Here is a 16,937-nt window from a genome sequence, read left to right as displayed (position 1 = left end):
TAGTAGATGTCGGGGCAAAAGAAATCATTTTTTTGCTCCGAAATCTTTTTGTATCGTTGACCCACTTAATTCAAAAAAGGGAGGTTTTGTCGATGGAAAAAGCCGGGACTTACGGCGAAGAATTTTCGATGAAACAAGTGTTCAAAGAAGGTGATCTCAAAACAAAGCTGTCGTTTGTGATTATGGGATTCAGTAATCTGCTAAATAAGCAGTTCTTCAAAGGAATTCTATTTTTATTCGCTGAAATTATCTTTATTATCGCCTGTATGTATCAGATTGTTCCTGGAATTATTGGCTTGATAACTTTAGGAACGAAAACGCAAGGAATGCAGTGGCAGACGATTGATGGAATAAAGATGAAGGTTTCTGTTGAAGGCGACAATTCCATGTTATTGATGATTTATGGATTAGCAGCTATTATTTTTTGTGGAATATTTTTCTATATCTATTGGTGCAGCTTAAAGAGTAATCGTAAATTATTCGTCTTGAACAAGGAACATAAGAAGATTCCGAGCTTTAGGGAGGATATGAAGACACTGACTAATGGGCGATTCCATATGACGCTGATGGTCATACCATTGATCGGTGTACTGTTGTTTACGATTTTACCTTTGATTTATATGATCGCTTTGGCTTTTACCAATTACGATCATAATCACTTGCCGCCTGGACATTTATTTGACTGGGTCGGATTCGCGAATTTTAGAAATATTTTGACGGGACGAATGGCAGAGACGTTTATGCCGCTGCTGTCTTGGACACTGATCTGGGCCGTGGCAGCGACAGCAACCAATTTCTTCTTTGGGATTTTGTTGGCCTTATTGATCAACACCAAAGGCTTACGCGGAAAAAAGATCTTTCGGACAATTTTCGTCATTACGATGGCGGTACCGCAATTTGTCTCTTTGCTGATTATGCGTAATTTATTAGCCGATTGGGGACCAGTGAATGCGCTGCTAGAGAGGTGGGGCTTGATTTCAAATGCGTTGCCATTTCTAAGTGATGGTACTTGGGCCAAATTTTCAATTATTTTTGTCAATATGTGGGTCGGGATTCCGGTAACGATGTTGATTGCGACAGGGATCATTATGAACCTGCCGACTGAGCAAATTGAAGCGGCTGAGATTGATGGTGCGAATAAATTCCAAATTTTTCGTTCGATTACGTTTCCGCAAATCTTGTTGATTATGACACCAAATTTGATCCAGCAATTTATTGGAAATATCAATAATTTTAATGTGATCTATCTATTAACAGAGGGCAAGCCGAACAACTCTGCCCTGTATCAAGCAGGCGATACCGATTTACTGGTTACTTGGCTCTATAAGCTGACGGTCATCGCTAGCGATTATAATTTGGCTAGTGTTATCGGAATCATTATTTTTGTGTTGAGTGCGGTCTTTAGCTTATTGGCCTACACACGCTCGAAATCTTATGAAGGAGGTCTGCAATAATGAAAAAGCAAAAACGCCGTACCTTAACGTTTGTCTATGTCTTGCTGATCATTCTTTCAGTGATTTGGCTATTTCCAATTTTATGGGTTGTCCTAACCAGCTTTCGTGGGGAAGGGGCCATGTCGGTCAATTACATTATTCCGAAAACCTTCACGTTTGAGAATTACAAAATGTTATTCACCAATAGTTCGTATCCCTTTGCCCGCTGGTTTATGAATACGCTGATTGTCGCAATCGCTACGTGTCTCATTTCAACCTTCATCACGGTAGCCATCGCGTATTCTGTTTCTCGGATCAAGTTTAGGTTTCGCAATCGTTTCTTGAAATTAGCATTGGTTTTGAATATGTTCCCGGCCTTCATGAGCATGATCGCTGTGTATTATATTCTCAAAGCGATGGAGCTTGATGGGACGCTGGTGGCACTGATCATTGTCTATTCCGCGGGAGCCGCGTTAGGTTTTTATATAGCCAAAGGCTTTTTCGATACGATCCCGTATTCGCTGGATGAATCGGCGATGATCGATGGTGCCACGAAAAAAGATATTTTCCTTAAAATCACGCTGCCGTTGTCGAAGCCGATCATTGTTTACACGGCCTTAATGACGTTTATGATTCCGTGGATGGATTTCATTTTTGCCCAAGTGATTCTGGGACAGCAAAAACAGAAATATACCGTAGCGATCGGATTATTCACGATGCTGCAGCCAGATAAAATTAATCACTGGTTTATGCCTTTTACAGCGGGGTGTGTAATTATTGCGATCCCGATTACGTTGTTGTTTATGGTGATGCAAAAGTATTATGTAGAAGGAATCACTGCTGGTGGTGTGAAAGGCTAATCTTAAGTTGTTAGAAGCAGGAGCGACATGAATTCGTTCCTGTTTTTGTTTTACTAGGGCAATATTGGACTACTAAGATGAAAGTTTTTGTTATACTGGACTAGAATGATCTAGACCAGGAGGGGTATCATGGACAGCAAACAAACATTCAATCAAGAGATGTGTTCGTGGATTAATGTGGACAGCACACAATCTCATGAAGTAAAAAGATTGCGGGAAAGTTATGCAATCAGTGACGAGATGCTGACCTACGCGTTGGACGATAATGAGCGGGCACGTGTGGAGTATGATCCGATGGAAAAAGCCTTGCTGCTGATTTTTAATGTTCCGAACTTGCTAAAAAAAGACAATCATTACGAGACGAGCCCGATGGCCTTTATTTTAAAGGATCATTATTTCTTTTCTTTTGTGAATGAGCGAACCGCTTATGTTGAAAATATTATCGAGAATCTATTAGCAAATGATTCAAATCAAAGCACCGCGAGTTTATTGTTCCATACCCTATTTTTGATTTCTGATTATTATTTTCCCTTGGTTGAGGAAGTGGATAGCCAACGAATACAATTGAATAAAAAACTGCGGGAGAAGACTACGAATAAAAATCTTTTAGCACTTTCTGATCTGGAGATTGGTTTAGTTTACTTAGTAACTGCGACAAAACAAAATGCTGTACTTTTGGCTCAGGTCAAAGTCCAAGTGATCTTTTCGAGCTTCACAGATAAAGAAAAAGAGGAGTTGGATGATGCGCTGATCGAGGCCAAGCAGGCGGTAGAAATGACCAGATTATCCAGTGAGGTACTGGATCAGTTATCGGGGACTTACAATAATTTGTTGAACAATAATTTGAATGACACAATGAAAATTTTAACGATCTGGTCACTGCTCTTAACAATCCCAACGATTGTGACTGGTTTTTTTGGAATGAACATGCCTCTGCCATTTACCCATTCTGAAATCGGGTGGGTGATTACGGTAGCGATCAGTATCGGATTGTCCATCTGGTTGATTTTGATTTTATGGCGCAGAATACGCTAAAAGCGAAGCAGACTCAAATGAGTTGCTTCGCTTTTTTCTATTATAGAATGAAGGTTTCGATGACTTCAGCCACAGCGCTTTGTTCATGATCTGCAACGGTTGTATGCTGCGCCGCTTCTTTTACAGCGGGAACGGCATTCGCGACCGCAATCCCTAATTCGGCTTCGTGAATCATAGCTAGATCGTTAATATTGTCTCCAATGGCGATGGTTTCATTCATTGGGATACTTAAATGATCTGCTAATGTTCGCAATGCTGCGCCTTTATTGACGCCCTTTGGATTGAATTCGATATAACGATTAGAGGAATAACTAATCTCCAATACATCGTGCAGCTCTTTAGGCATTTCCTGCTCTAATTGTTCTAAATAGCTGCGGTCCAAATTTTGAAACAAAGCTTTGTAACATATTTGATCTTTTAAAAAGTGAATATCATCATCGAATCTTTTTTCGTGAGGAATCGTCGTTAAGTAGGTGTCTTCTTCAGGGTTGCTGTGATAGACATAGGTTTGATCAAACGTGTAAAGATGGATCGCCACCTCATAGTTGGAGCCAAATTCAAACAAGCGTGACAGAATGTCGTAGGACATAGGGAAATCCTTGATAATGGTAGGTCCTTGGTTTTCCACCACAACACCGCCGTTAAACCCGATCATATAGTGATTGGCTTTGTTTGCAGCATCCAATTCTTCCAAGGTTTGTTTAATCGAGTAAAAACCGCGTCCTGTGGCTGGTGCGAATACCAAGCCTTGCGCTTCTGCCATTTTTATTGTTTCCTGCGTTCTTTTTGAAACGTGCCGACCTTTGTCTAACAAGGTTTCATCCAAGTCGCAAGCAATCAATCGATACATAGAGGAGCCTCCTTCAATTTATATAGTCCTTATTATAGCAAAAACCGAGTGGCTCCACTCGGTTTTCTCTTTGCGTATTAGTCATTTGAATGAAATTTTCGATTGTAAAAACTCAAGCTGGTGGTCATCATCCATGCGGCAAGTAGGCCTAGCAAACTGCCGATCACAATCCCGAGAAAACGGAACTGGATCAAGGTGTAGAGATATTGCTGCTTCACCAGCATAGAGAGCATTAATGACATCGGGGTGGTAAAGAATTGCGCGATCGCGTAATTACGTTTCACGAAATATTCCACCGTTACAAACAGGGCCGTAATCATTAACAATGTTTCAAAAACCGATAAAGGCAGATTGAGCAGGAATGCGGCAATGGCCAACCCGATGATCGTACCGAAAATACGTTGGATATTGCGATGCGCCATTGCCCGCAGGTTATCTCCTTGTAAGATGGAGGCGCAGGAAACGACTAGCCAGTAAGGATTCTTCAATTGTAGCCCCATGCTCAGATAGACGGCAAAAAATAAGATACCGCTATATAAAAGGCTATCAATGACTACTGCTGGATCTTCATTAATCCGTTCCTTTAGGGCCTTTTTTACTTGATTTGCAGGGAAGGAATCCTTCTCGACAAAATGCATAATAAAAGCACCAAGCAAAGAAAAGAGTACGCCGATGAAGAAGTAGCTGCTCATTACTGGGATTTTAGCTAAGGGAACATTAGTGCTGACGCCCATTGCCGTGACCATAACAATAAAAAATGGGCCTGGTTTAGCAATGCCGTAAAGTCGGAAGAAAAAACGTCCTAAAAACCCAACCGTAGCCACCACAATTGGTGCGGTCCAGACAGCGTGCGTCGAGAGCATGCCAAGAAAATTGGCGGCAGTCAAAAAAGTACCTACTATTGATAAACGTAACATCAATTGTTTTAACGGAAGTCTTTGATAATAGAGAAAGGTGAAAATACCTAAAGAGCCGTAGCTAGAGATGGCTAGCTGGTGGGATAAATAGCCGGTGAATAAAACACTGATCATACAAAGGCCGGCACCGATCAGACGAACAGGTGATTCCTTTGGTTTGTTGTAATGAATCAATTCTTTAAAAAAGGATTGTTCCATCCTATCACTTCCTTTTGTAGTAATATCTTTGTGGATTCGAACTATGTATTATTCTGTTGCTGTCATGCAAGGTGTAAAACAGCGTCTATCTATAGGTTAGCATACAAACTAAAGAAAACTCAATAGAAAGTTTCTGAAAATGAATAGAAATAGGTCTAAAGCAGTTGACAATTCGAAACGCAGCTTGTATACTAGCAGAGTTGAGAAATGAAAGCAGAAGCACCCGCTTCTCGCCTTACGCGAACATCTCGCTGGGCTAGATAGTTAATGACTGATCTTTTCGATGAGTCGAACTACGTGCGGGTTCGTAAAGAACTCGTTTTTTTATTTGCTTTTTTTCTCTCAAAAATTTTGGAGGTGAATGACCATAGCAAAGGATATGATGGTTAACGACGGCATTCGTGCACGTGAAGTACGTTTGATCGGACAAGACGGCGAACAATTAGGTGTTAAATCGAAAGTAGAAGCCTTAAAGATTGCTGAACAAGCAAATCTTGATGTAGTTTTAGTGGCTCCTGGTGCGAAACCACCGGTTGCACGTATTATGGACTACGGGAAATATCGCTTCGAACAACAGAAAAAAGAACGCGAAGCTCGCAAGAAACAAAAAGTGATCAACGTTAAAGAAGTTCGCTTAAGTCCAACGATCGACGTGAACGACTTTAATACAAAACTTCGTAATGCGCGTAAATTCCTAGAAAAAGGCGACAAAGTGAAAGCTTCGATCCGCTTCAAGGGCCGTGCCATTACCCACAAAGATATTGGTCAAAAAGTTCTTGATCGCTTAGCTGATGAAACTGCCGATATCGCGACAGTGGAACAAAAAGCGAAGATGGACGGACGTAGCATGTTCTTAGTGCTTGCACCGAAAGAGAAGAAAGACTAGCAATAATTTTGAGAATGCTTCTTTGACTCTAGTTAAAGAGTATGCGAAATGAAAAGTAGGAGGAAATTTAGTCATGCCAAAACAAAAAACACATCGCGGTTTAGCAAAACGCGTAAAACGCACTGGTAAGGGCGGTTTGAAACGTTTCCGCGCATTTACAAGTCACCGTTTCCACGGAAAAACGAAAAAACAACGTCGTCAATTACGTAAAGCGTCTATGGTTTCAAAAGGCGATTACAAACGTATCCGCCAACAATTGGCACGCATGAAATAATTGCGCAAACCCGCTTTACAACTTAAAAAATTCAATGATTTATTTATTAGGAGGAATTAAACATGGCACGTGTTAAAGGTGGAACTGTAACTCGTAAACGTCGTAAAAAGACATTAAAACTAGCTAAAGGTTACTACGGTTCTAAACACACTCTATTTAAAACAGCTAAAGAACAAGTAATGAATTCATACAACTACGCATACCGCGATCGTCGTCAAAAGAAACGCGACTTCCGCAAATTGTGGATTGCACGTATCAACGCTGCAGCTCGTATGAACGGCTTGAGCTACTCAAAATTAATGCACGGTCTTAAAGTTGCCGGTATCGAAATCAACCGCAAAATGTTAGCTGATTTAGCAGTTAACGATGCAGCTGCTTTCACGGCCCTTGCTGACCAAGCAAAAGATTCATTAAACAAATAATGAATGATCGACCTCGCTGAATGCAGCGGGGTTTTTTGTTTGCATTAAACCTAAGCATATTAGAGGATTCATCGAGTTACTTGTGCTATGGTTAATACATAAAGATGATCGGAGACTATTTTAAAAGGGGGAATTTTCATGAAATCACTAGTTAAGTTTGTAGTTGCCAGTACACTTATTGTTGGCGGCGTGCTAGTAGCAGGAACCATTTTGACAACGAAGAAGATTGATGAATACGGCGATGATTTGCAAAACTTCTTACATTAGACTTTCTTATAGGTAACTAGTCACTCTCCAGTTTATTGGAGGGTGGCTTTTTTTTTTAAAACACAATTATTTCAGGCTTCCATGAAATTATCGACCTTAAAAAAGGCTATTTCTCCGTATACTTAAGGTATGAAGTAAATGAGATGGAGGAAAACCTATGAAATGGTATAAGTTATCGATTGAAGATGTTTTAACGAAAATAGAGTCGCAAACGACTGGTTTAACGAAAGAGGAACGGGAGGCGCGTTTGAAAAATAATGGGCCGAATAAAATGGAAGAGAAGGAGCAGGTGAAATTATGGCGCAAGATCGCTAAGCACTTTACTGATCTATTGATGATTGTTTTGATCGTCGCGGCGTTACTGAAATTTGCGACGGGCGAAGCGGTCGAAGGCGGGATCATCTTTCTCGTCGTGATCGTCAATGGGTTTGTTGGATACTGGCAAGAGCGGAAGGCAGAAGAATCATTGGATGGCTTGAAGCAAATGATGGGGCAGGAAGCCACGGTACTAAATGAAGGACAGCCCCTTAAGCTGGATTCAGAAGAATTGGTGCAAGGAGATGTGGTGCTTTTAAAGGCCGGTGATGTGATTCCCGCAGATCTGCGTTTGATCGAAGTTCATGATTTGACAGTCGAGGAATCAATCTTGACGGGGGAATCAGAGGCGGTTGAAAAAACGGTGGAAGCAATCTCTCAAGAGGCACAGGCTGGAGACCAATTGAACATGGCCTTTTCGGGAACACTCGTACAGACCGGTTCAGCACGTGGTTTGGTTGTTGAAACCGGAGATGCGACTGAAATTGGAAAAATCAATCAGGCATTGCAATCGATCCAAGCACAAACAACACCGCTAGTTAAGAAAATGCATCAATTGAACAAGCAAATTTTTAGAGGCATTCTAGCCTTGATCGTTTTCTTGCTATTCTTTACCAGTTTCAGGAACGGAATGGATTGGAGCTTGATGTTCTCCGCGAGTATCGCCTTGATCGTTGCCATGATTCCCGAAGGCTTGCCGGCGGTTTTAACGATGATCCTTTCAATGGGGGTCAAGGAGATGGCTGATGAAAATGCGATTATCAAAGCCATGCCGGCGGTAGAAACGCTGGGTTCGATGACGGTAATCTGCTCGGATAAAACAGGAACGCTCACGAAAAATGAGATGACCGTGCAGGAAGTCGTAACGGAAGAGTTGCCGCTAGTCAAAGAGATCATGAATAATTGTCAGGAATTAAAGACCAAAGATGATCAGAAAATCGAAGAAATACACGGGAACCCAACTGAGTTAGCGCTATTAAGTTATGTAGCGGAGGAGGAACAGCAATTAAAACCAGTACTAGCGAAGATTCCCTTCAGTTCTAGCTACAAATATATGGCGACCATGCATGCTGATGGTGAAGAGCAAGTGATTTTTGTTAAAGGCGCACCGGAAGTACTATTAGAAAAGGCTGACTTAACGGCTGCTGAAAAGGCTGCATGGGAAAAGCACGGGCTGAACTTAGCGCAAAAGGGTCAGCGGGTATTGGGATTTGGTTACAAAAAAGGATCATCAACAGAATTAACCCATGAGTCATTATCAGGACTAACCTTTGCTGGTTTGGCGGGGATCATTGATCCGCCAAAAGAGAGTGCGATTCGCGCGGTTGAACAGGCGCAGCAGGCAGGAATTTCCGTGAAAATGATTACCGGCGATCACAAAGCAACAGCACAAGCAATCAGTGAACAGATTGGTTTGAAGCATACTGCTAAAGTATTAGAGGGTGCCGAGATTGATGAGCTATCTGATGAGGCTTTGGCAGAAGCGGTTGAGCACGTGGATGTATTTGCTCGTACGACGCCTGAACATAAGCTGAGAATTGTAACGGCACTTCAGCAAAAGGAAGAGGTTGTCGGGATGACCGGTGATGGCGTAAATGATGCGCCAGCCCTGAAACAGGCCGATATCGGTATCGCGATGGGCATCAAGGGCAGTGAGGTAAGTAAGCAGGCCGCGGATATGGTATTAGCGGATGATAATTTTTACACGATCGTCAAGGCGGTCAAAGAAGGCCGCAGAATTTTTGATAATCTGCAAAAAACGATTAATTTCTTTTTACCAACGGCATTAGCGCAAGGGCTGATCGTTATCTTAGCTTTGTTGATGAATCGGCCATTGCCGTTGACTCCGATTCAAATTTTGTGGGTCAATATGGTGACGACGATCACATTGTCTTATGCTTTAGGCTTTGAAAAGGCGAGTCACGATACGATGAAGCGTCCGCCGAGAGATACGAAGCTGGGGATTTTGTCAGGCTACAGCTTCTTTAGAATCCTATATGTTTCCCTGCTGATCATGATTCCAGCCTACTTCTTATCTATGCGCTTTGAGGGAGCGGCATTGCAGCAAACGATTCTCTTACAAAGTATTGTTTTAGGTCAGGCAGTCTATATGATCAATTGTCGGGAGCTGCTTGATCCAGCGATCAATCGTCGTTTCTTCGAAAATAAATTCTTGTTTATTTCATTAGGAATCCTCTTTGTTCTGCAACTAGCAGTGGTTTTCCTACCGTTAGGGCAGCAGCTGATTGGTACAACGGCACTGAGTCTGACGCAACAAGTAGTTATTCTAGGCAATGCACTGCTGCTGTTTCTCGTGGTTGAACTCGAGAAGCGCATCAGTCAAGGGATCTTCCGAAGAAAAGAAAAAGCGGTCAGCCGTTACCAAAATGACTAACCGTTTTGACTAAAGATAGGAATGAGAAGTGAGTTCAGCCAATTGGCTGAGCTCATTTTTTGTTGGAATAGTGGAAATGTAGATCACTGGGATCGGTGGAACGTCTAAAGGAATATTAGAAACAATCAAATCACCTGTTTGCATTCTTTCGGGTTGAAGCTGGGAGGCTTCAAGTGAAACCAAGTTGACCCGTTTGCCTAAAAAATCTGCTAGTTCTTGCTGCAGGAAGGCTTTCCAGGCGGGCTCGCTTTGAAAAACCAAGAAAACCGTTTTGGTTTGTGGCCGGGTTGCGAAAATGGCCTGCTGGCTCAGTAAAGAAAACAGATTGACAAAATAAGTCGTATCTCTGATCATCGAAAATTGCGGCAGACTAGTAAAAAGCTCGATACTCTTATCCGTCAAAAGAGTATATTTTTCGTTCCTTTGATGCAGCAATTCTTGATATTCTAATTGAAATTGTTCCGACAATGCAGGCGATTCAAGGTATTTTAATACGAGCAGCACTAAATTTGTCGCAAGGTTGGTTTGCGGTAAGGTTGGCAGCGCCAGTTCGTCCGCGATTTCCTGCACGGTCTGCTGTACTTTAGTTAATAGCAGCGGATAGCCTTCAGCTAAGACAGTCGAAACTTTTTTTCCTAAAGGATTGTTGTAGTTCCAGCTTTCTATAAAGCAGAAAAAGGCAAAAAAGATTTCCTCATCCTGCAGATAGACCCCTTCTCTTCGATAGAGGTCCTTTAACAGCGGAGCATAAAGGGCGAATAAGGGGTCACTAGTATCAAAGCTGAAATCGTTGATCGGGCACCCGGCCTTGATGCGGATGCTATTGATGAAGAACCAGCAAATACCAAAAATCTGCTCTGTATCTACATATAAGTCGGCGGTGAGCTCCTTTGTTAAAAAACGCAAATAATGCTCTTCGTGAATCGAATAATTCTCAAAGAAGTAATTATTGTGTGTGAAGGGCAGCAGCAAGCGGTGATAAAAAATCCGAATAGCACTTTCTTCACCCAGTAGGTAGGCATGGGTTGCGGTTAAACGAATTTTGAGTTTAAAGGGCAGCAATTGCCGATTGATTTTTGTGCGCTGACGTTTGAGCGTTTCATAGGAGACGCCGGTTTCATCTAAAAAGTGTGGAATATTCAGTTCCTTTGTAAAAAATAATTGCTTGATCAGCTGCAGACTGACAGAGTGTGGCAGGAAGGCCTCCCAAATATCATTCGTTAATGAATACTCCTGTGATACCAAGCGGATACCGCTTTTATCGGAGTCTAATTCCCATTGCGCTGGCAGATAGTCGCGGATTAGCTGCAAATCAGAGAAAACCGTTCGTTCCGTAGTCCCGATTTTCTCCGCCAGTTCTTTGGCGGTTAGCTGGGAATGATTCAACAGCTGCTCCAAGAGTAAAATCTGGCGGTAAATGTCTTTTTCAGTAATGATTTTTTTCAGCATCGAGTACATATAGGCATCCTCCTCGGAATCAAGCATACGAAGAAAGCCAGACTGGGTCAAGTGACAGCCGCTTTAGAGGGGAAGGATATTCTAAGGGTTAGGGATTTTTTTTACGGACAAAATAGTCTATACTTCTATAGGTAAGAAAAAATGCTTTTTCAGAGAGGATGGACATCATGTTACAACGAAAAATCGGCAACAGTTATTGGGAAACCTCTGCAATTGCTCTAGGGATCATGCGAATGGCAGCGTTAACGCCAACAAAGGCGGCAGAAGCCTTGGATGCGGCTTTAGAAAGTGACATCAATTTTATTGATTCAGCAGATATGTACGGAGATGGGAAATCAGAATTGGTTTTTGCTGCGGCGATGAAAGAAGCAGGAATCTCTCGTGATAAATTCTTTATTCAATCAAAAGGCGGGATCGTCACGGTCGACGGGAAACGCTATGATTTTTCAAAACAACATTTATTGGATTCAGTTGACGGCATCTTGCAACGAATGGAGATTGACTATCTAGATAGTTACCTATTGCATCGTCCTGATCCATTGATGGAACCAGAAGAAATCGCGGAAGCTTTTGATATTTTGCAAGCGAGCGGTAAAGTGCGTCACTTTGGCGTATCCAACTTCAATCCTGAACAATATAAGCTGCTGCAATCCTATGTGGATCAAAAATTATTGATCAATCAATTGCAGTTCTCGATCATGCATACCGGAATGATCGATTATGGCATGCACACAAACATGACAGATACTCGCTCGTTTGATCATGATGGTGGCATATTAGAATTTTCTCGTCGTAAAGGCGTGACGATTCAAGCGTGGTCGCCATTCCAATATGGGTTCTTCGAAGGGGTCTTTGTTGATAACGACAAGTTCCCAGAGTTGAATGAATTATTAGATAAATTAGCGAAAAAATACGATACCAATAAAAATGCCATCGCGACTGCCTGGATTTTACGTCATCCAGCCAATATGCAGGTGATCCTAGGTACTATGAACCCAACACGGATCAAAGAAAGCGCAGCAGGCGCGGATGTAACGTTAACGAAGCAAGAATGGTACGATGTGTATTTTGTAGCGGGGAATGATTTACCGTAAAAATCGGTGTAGTTAACTTTCATAAAATTCATAATCAGACAGCTTTCAGTAGCTGATTTGAAAAAAATAAGAAATCCAAGAATCCTTTAGTGGTGATTCTTGGATTTCTTTTTGCTTCTTTAACGAAATAAACCGATTGTTTTTGGAGAGGGTATTCGCTCGATGATTCAATTTGAATAAGAATAAATCATCTTTGAGAATATTTCCAATTAAGTTAATATTTTCACTTAAAATAGTTGAATTTAGCCTTTTTATAAAATATAATGAATAAAAATGACTTATTTTTAAGGTTAAAATATTTATATTATTTAAATGTAATAATATTTTGTCATTTTTGATTAAAAAATAAATAGATCGTTTGAATAGTTTAGAGGTCAATTAATCGGAAAGGAGCATGTTTATAAAATAACCATCGTTGTTTTTTCGCGTCATTCCTTGTTTTGAAGATTCAATGATGACAAATTCTGTTACTTAACGATAAAAGTACGTCGCCTTCGTGTCTTGTTTTATGAGTATAGTGACAATGTATAAATCTGATTTTTTATAAGTAAAGAAATATGAAAATACATGTTTCATCATTATATTTCTTGTGAATAGAACTATTTCCACGTAAATGTTTTTGTATTTAAAGCTGTTTAAGGTAGAGAGGATGATAAGAATGAAAAAAAATAAATGGATTGTTTTGTTTGGCTTTTTTTTAAGTGTCTTTTTGTTGGGGGCGGTTGGACAAACTGTCTCAGCTGATGAAGTAACGGTGGATACGGTAACGGATCTCCAAGATGCGGTGAAAAATGCTCCTGAAGATCGTAAGGTGACTCTGGGCGGAGCATTTCCTTCTGATATCAATGCAACGATTGCTCTGGTGGAATCGCCGTATCAGGTTGAAGTTGATGGTGGAGGAATAGCGCTTCAGTCCTCTACAGGCAAACAATTATTTACATATGGTGGTGGCACTGGAACGACAGCTTCTACTTTGACGCTTAAGAACTTTCAGTTGGAAGGTCTGGGTAATAATGCGCGGGCCCTAACAGTCTCCGGGTATAAGGGAGAATTCATTTTAGAGAATACTGTTGTGAATAATTTCAGGGGCTATGATGACGGTAGTGCCTTTTACACGAGTGCAAATACGACATTGAAAAACTGTACATTCTCAAATAACGTAAATAACGCATCGGGATATTCAGGTGGTGCGATTGCTAGTAAAGGTTACTCAGCGAATTTTAACGTTTATAACTCGAAGTTCATTGGTAATGAGACCCGTCAAGCGGGTACAGGGAATGTCGGTGGTGAAGGTGGAGCGATCTATTTCTTCCAGCCGAGTGCTTCGGCGAAATTTACTTTCAAGAATAATTATTTCGAAGGAAATAAATCTGTTGAAGATGTTTCAGGAGGAGGGCAAGCAAAATTAGCTGATGGTGGAGCCATTGCTTTCTTTAATACCGTTGACGGAACAGATATTCAATTTGATGGAAATTCATTTGTGCGAAATATTGCTGGTGACGATGGTGGCGCGATTCTGATTCAGACCAATGCCAATATTTCAAGCGCGGCAACTTTCAAAAATAATACCTTCTATCAAAATAAAGCGTTAGGACAAGATGTTTCTGCAAATAATGGGGGAGCCATTCAAATTTATGCCAATGGCGGGATTATGGAAGGTAGAAGAGCGGTCGTTGATTACATCAATAATTCATTTGTCGAGAATGAAGCGGTCTATGATGGTGGCGCGATTGGTAGTTCAGGCTATGTTACCAATCTTTCCGCAGGCCGTTACGCGAACAATCTATTTGCTGGAAACAAATCTCGAACAGCCAGTAAGAATAATATTGCCGATTCGAATGTTGCTGGAGCAGGGAACCTTGAATCCAATCTTGGCTATGACAATGGGACAGCAACATCTGTGACCATGGAGAATGTTTTTGGGACTGCGCCAGTTGGTTTAGTTGATAATTACAATAAGATCACGGCAGGAACAGCAAGTGATGCGATCATTTTGCCTACGGTACCGATCGCACCAGAAAAAATGGCAGATGATCAGGTAGAGAATCTACGCGAGGTGAATGAAGACCAGCGAGGATTGCCGCGAACGACGAAAGCAGATATTGGTTCAGTCGAAATTGATTGGATTAAATATGATAGTAATGGCGGAATTTTTGATTTGGGTGCGACATTATCAAAATATGAAGGCACGATCTATTATGAAGGAACACAACCTGAGACCTATTACCAAGTCGGCTATAAGGATTTGAATCAGACGATTCCAGCGGGTACGGATTTAAAAGCGACACGTGAAGGTTATCAGTTTGCCGGCTGGTCAAAGGATAAGGATGCAAAAGATCCTGATGCTAATTTGGCCGCTGGTCAAAGCATCACGATACCAAAAGGCAATGAAACGTTGTATGCTGTTTGGAAAAAATCAGAGCCTGTGATTGTTCATTACATGACCTACGATGAAAACAAACAGCTGGTGAAAATCAGTCCAGATGAAACGTTAACTGGAGGCTTGGGTGAAGCCTATCATGCCAACATCAAGCAGATTGATGACTATGTTTTTTCAGGAGTGAAAGAGGGAGACTCGATTACTGGTTTCTTTAGCGAAGAAGCCAAAGAAATTACCTTGATTTATACGAAGACGGTGAAAGAGAAAGGAATTGTTTTAGCTCAATATCAGGACGAAGCGGGCAAACCGTTAGCCGGTGATGACGTGATGACCGGAGAGATCGGAACAGACTATACAACGACTCAAAAAGTGATCGATGGGTATGTATTCAAAGAAGTCGTTGGCAGTTCAACCGGAAAATATGTATCCGGGATTACAAAAGTGGTTTATGTATACACGAAAATCCCTGCTGAACAGGGTAAAGTGATCGTTCATTATCAAGACGAAGAACAAAATCCGTTGAATCCAGATGTTGAATTAACGGGTGATATTGATGATATCTATACGGCAGAGTTGAAGCCTTTTGATGACTATGTTTTAAAAGGCATCGAAGGAAATGTAAGCGGGAAGTTTACAGCTCAAGATCAAGAAGTTACTTTGATTTATGTGAAGAAGGGTTCAGGTACTGAAAAAGGGGTACTCATTGTCGATTATCAAGACGAGACTGGTCATCCGCTTTTGAATAGTGAAGTTACGATCGGTGAAATCGATGAAGACTATGAAACAACACAAAAGAGCATTGATGGCTATACATTTAAAGAAGTTCAGGGAAATGTCACTGGAAAATATGTCGATGGTATTACTAGAGTTACGTATATCTACACAAAAGACGCAGAACCTGAGACATTAGGTAACCTTACAATTAAGTATCAAGATGAAAAGGGCGAAAAACTAGCAGAAGATTTTACTGAATCACAACCAATCGGGACATCGATTCCGTTGGAGCTGCTGAATAAATCCATTGAAAACTATGAATTTAAGGAAATTAAAGGATTTACCTCAGGCGTTTACACAGCAGAGGATCAAGAAATTACGGTGATCTATCGCAAGTTGACTGGGAAGGTAATTGTTAATCATATCAGCGATTCTGGCAAAGCATTAGCCAATCCAGAGTTGCTGAGCGGCGATGTTGGTGATGGGTATGAAAGTGCCAAAAAAGAGTTCGAGGGCTATCGTTTTAAAGAAGCTTTAGGTAATCCAACAGGGACCTATACAATAGAACCCCAAATCGTTACTTATGTTTATAGTAATAAAGCCACAATCCGCATTATACATGTTGATGAAAACGGAACGGAATTAGCGTCTGCCGAACAAAAAACAGGGACTATCGGTGATAAATATGAAACGGAAGCCAAAGCGATTGATGGCTGGACGCTGAAGGAAGCACCGAAAAATGCCAAAGGAAATTATCAAGAAAAAGAGCAGACAATTACGTATGTCTACCTGAAAGATAATAAATCTGAGGGAAATATTGAAAGTGACAACACAGGAAATGGTGGAGAAAAAACCAATAACACGGCTGGTGGTATAACAACCAATCATTCCACAAAGATACTTCCAAATGCTGGCGGAAGCAGCGCAGCAGCAAGCAAGGTCTTGCCACGTACCGGTGAGCAAAAGAATAATCCAACAATTCTTACCGCATTCGGAATATTGCTTCTAACGATTGCTTGTGTTGGAATAATAAGAAAGAAAAAAGCCTAGAATCAATTGTCGCGAAAGCTAAAAATGAATAGGAGTATGAGTGACTCGACTGTTTATTTCCTGTAGTCCACAGGAGATAGGCAGTCGTTTTTTTGTTCTTCGATCATTGATCAGCATTGTGGAAAGTAAAGGTGTATGAAATGTTAAAAATCGCTACTGAATAAATACCACAATTTTATATTTGTATTTCTGTTCTCAAAATAACTATGCTTTTAAATGAATTAACTTTCCAGAAATCGGCTTTAAACAAAAAGACAGATGTTTGTTTAGCAATGTCATTAACTTAAGCATATTGACAAATAATCCGTAGTACTGGTGGAAGAATTGTTCTTCTCCAGTGCTACGGATTTGTCTTTTATTCGCTCGATGGCACGTCTAAATAAGCGATT

General features: G+C 41.1%; 13 protein-coding genes and 1 other annotated feature. Of the genes, 10 read left to right on the top strand and 3 right to left on the bottom strand.

Features of this window, described 5'->3' with window-relative positions; genetic code table 11:
- Positions 1-92 precede the first annotated feature (92 nt).
- The 3 genes from KQI58_RS01790 (at position 93) to KQI58_RS01780 (ending at position 3,328) form a co-directional block, all read left to right on the top strand.
- The gene (locus KQI58_RS01790; RefSeq protein WP_216405962.1) at positions 93-1,454 is read left to right on the top strand and encodes a carbohydrate ABC transporter permease; all 1,362 of its coding nucleotides are present in this window, start codon (positions 93-95) and stop codon (positions 1,452-1,454) included.
- Positions 1,454-2,293, top strand: coding sequence for a sugar ABC transporter permease (locus KQI58_RS01785; RefSeq protein ID WP_216405960.1), 840 nt, complete (start codon positions 1,454-1,456; stop codon positions 2,291-2,293). The genes KQI58_RS01790 and KQI58_RS01785 overlap by 1 nt, the downstream gene beginning before the upstream one ends.
- Before the next feature lie 129 nt (positions 2,294-2,422).
- A complete protein-coding gene (locus KQI58_RS01780; protein ID WP_216405958.1) occupies positions 2,423-3,328 on the top strand; it encodes a magnesium transporter CorA family protein in 906 nt (301 codons plus the stop codon).
- A 40-nt stretch (positions 3,329-3,368) separates the two neighbouring features.
- On the opposite strand, the gene KQI58_RS01775 is transcribed toward KQI58_RS01780, so the two are convergent.
- Together KQI58_RS01775 and KQI58_RS01770 are read right to left on the bottom strand one after the other, a co-directional pair.
- Positions 3,369-4,178: a Cof-type HAD-IIB family hydrolase gene (locus tag KQI58_RS01775; RefSeq protein WP_216405957.1), complete on the bottom strand. Its 810-nt coding sequence runs from the start codon at positions 4,176-4,178 to the stop codon at positions 3,369-3,371.
- Between the two features lie 77 nt (positions 4,179-4,255).
- The gene (locus KQI58_RS01770; RefSeq protein WP_216405954.1) at positions 4,256-5,293 is read right to left on the bottom strand and encodes an FUSC family protein; all 1,038 of its coding nucleotides are present in this window, start codon (positions 5,291-5,293) and stop codon (positions 4,256-4,258) included.
- Between the two features lie 205 nt (positions 5,294-5,498).
- Positions 5,499-5,627: a sequence feature (ribosomal protein L20 leader region), on the top strand.
- 27 nt (positions 5,628-5,654) lie between these two features.
- Here KQI58_RS01770 and infC point away from each other — a divergent pair.
- The 5 genes from infC (at position 5,655) to KQI58_RS01750 (ending at position 9,852) form a co-directional block, all read left to right on the top strand.
- Positions 5,655-6,179, top strand: coding sequence for a translation initiation factor IF-3 (gene infC, locus KQI58_RS01765; RefSeq protein WP_216405952.1), 525 nt, complete (start codon positions 5,655-5,657; stop codon positions 6,177-6,179).
- 73 nt (positions 6,180-6,252) lie between these two features.
- Positions 6,253-6,453, top strand: a complete 201-nt coding sequence (gene rpmI, locus KQI58_RS01760; protein ID WP_010747119.1) for a 50S ribosomal protein L35 — start codon at positions 6,253-6,255, stop codon at positions 6,451-6,453.
- A 62-nt stretch (positions 6,454-6,515) separates the two neighbouring features.
- Complete coding sequence (gene rplT / locus KQI58_RS01755; RefSeq protein ID WP_010781965.1) at positions 6,516-6,875, top strand: 50S ribosomal protein L20; 360 nt, start codon at positions 6,516-6,518, stop codon at positions 6,873-6,875.
- Between the two features lie 138 nt (positions 6,876-7,013).
- Entirely contained in the window at positions 7,014-7,142 is a 129-nt protein-coding gene (locus tag KQI58_RS22925; protein ID WP_301282182.1) for a hypothetical protein, read from the top strand.
- Between the two features lie 157 nt (positions 7,143-7,299).
- Positions 7,300-9,852: an HAD-IC family P-type ATPase gene (locus tag KQI58_RS01750; protein ID WP_216405950.1), complete on the top strand. Its 2,553-nt coding sequence runs from the start codon at positions 7,300-7,302 to the stop codon at positions 9,850-9,852.
- Between the two features lie 9 nt (positions 9,853-9,861).
- Here the strand turns inward: KQI58_RS01750 and KQI58_RS01745 are convergent, their stop codons facing one another.
- The gene (locus tag KQI58_RS01745) at positions 9,862-11,310 is read right to left on the bottom strand and encodes a helix-turn-helix domain-containing protein (protein ID WP_216405948.1); all 1,449 of its coding nucleotides are present in this window, start codon (positions 11,308-11,310) and stop codon (positions 9,862-9,864) included.
- A 167-nt stretch (positions 11,311-11,477) separates the two neighbouring features.
- On the opposite strand from KQI58_RS01745, the gene KQI58_RS01740 reads away from it, so the two are divergent.
- Both KQI58_RS01740 and KQI58_RS01735 read left to right on the top strand, forming a co-directional pair.
- Entirely contained in the window at positions 11,478-12,404 is a 927-nt protein-coding gene (locus tag KQI58_RS01740; protein WP_216405946.1) for an aldo/keto reductase, read from the top strand.
- A 658-nt stretch (positions 12,405-13,062) separates the two neighbouring features.
- Positions 13,063-16,548 carry a MucBP domain-containing protein gene (locus KQI58_RS01735; protein WP_216405944.1) on the top strand — a complete coding sequence of 1,162 codons (3,486 nt, stop codon included), beginning with the start codon at positions 13,063-13,065 and terminating at the stop codon, positions 16,546-16,548.
- Positions 16,549-16,937: the final 389 nt, after the last annotated feature.

The organism is Enterococcus raffinosus (genome assembly GCF_018917525.1).
In the GTDB taxonomy this organism is placed as follows: domain Bacteria; phylum Bacillota; class Bacilli; order Lactobacillales; family Enterococcaceae; genus Enterococcus_A; species Enterococcus_A raffinosus_A.
This window is presented reverse-complemented; position numbering and strand designations above follow the sequence as displayed.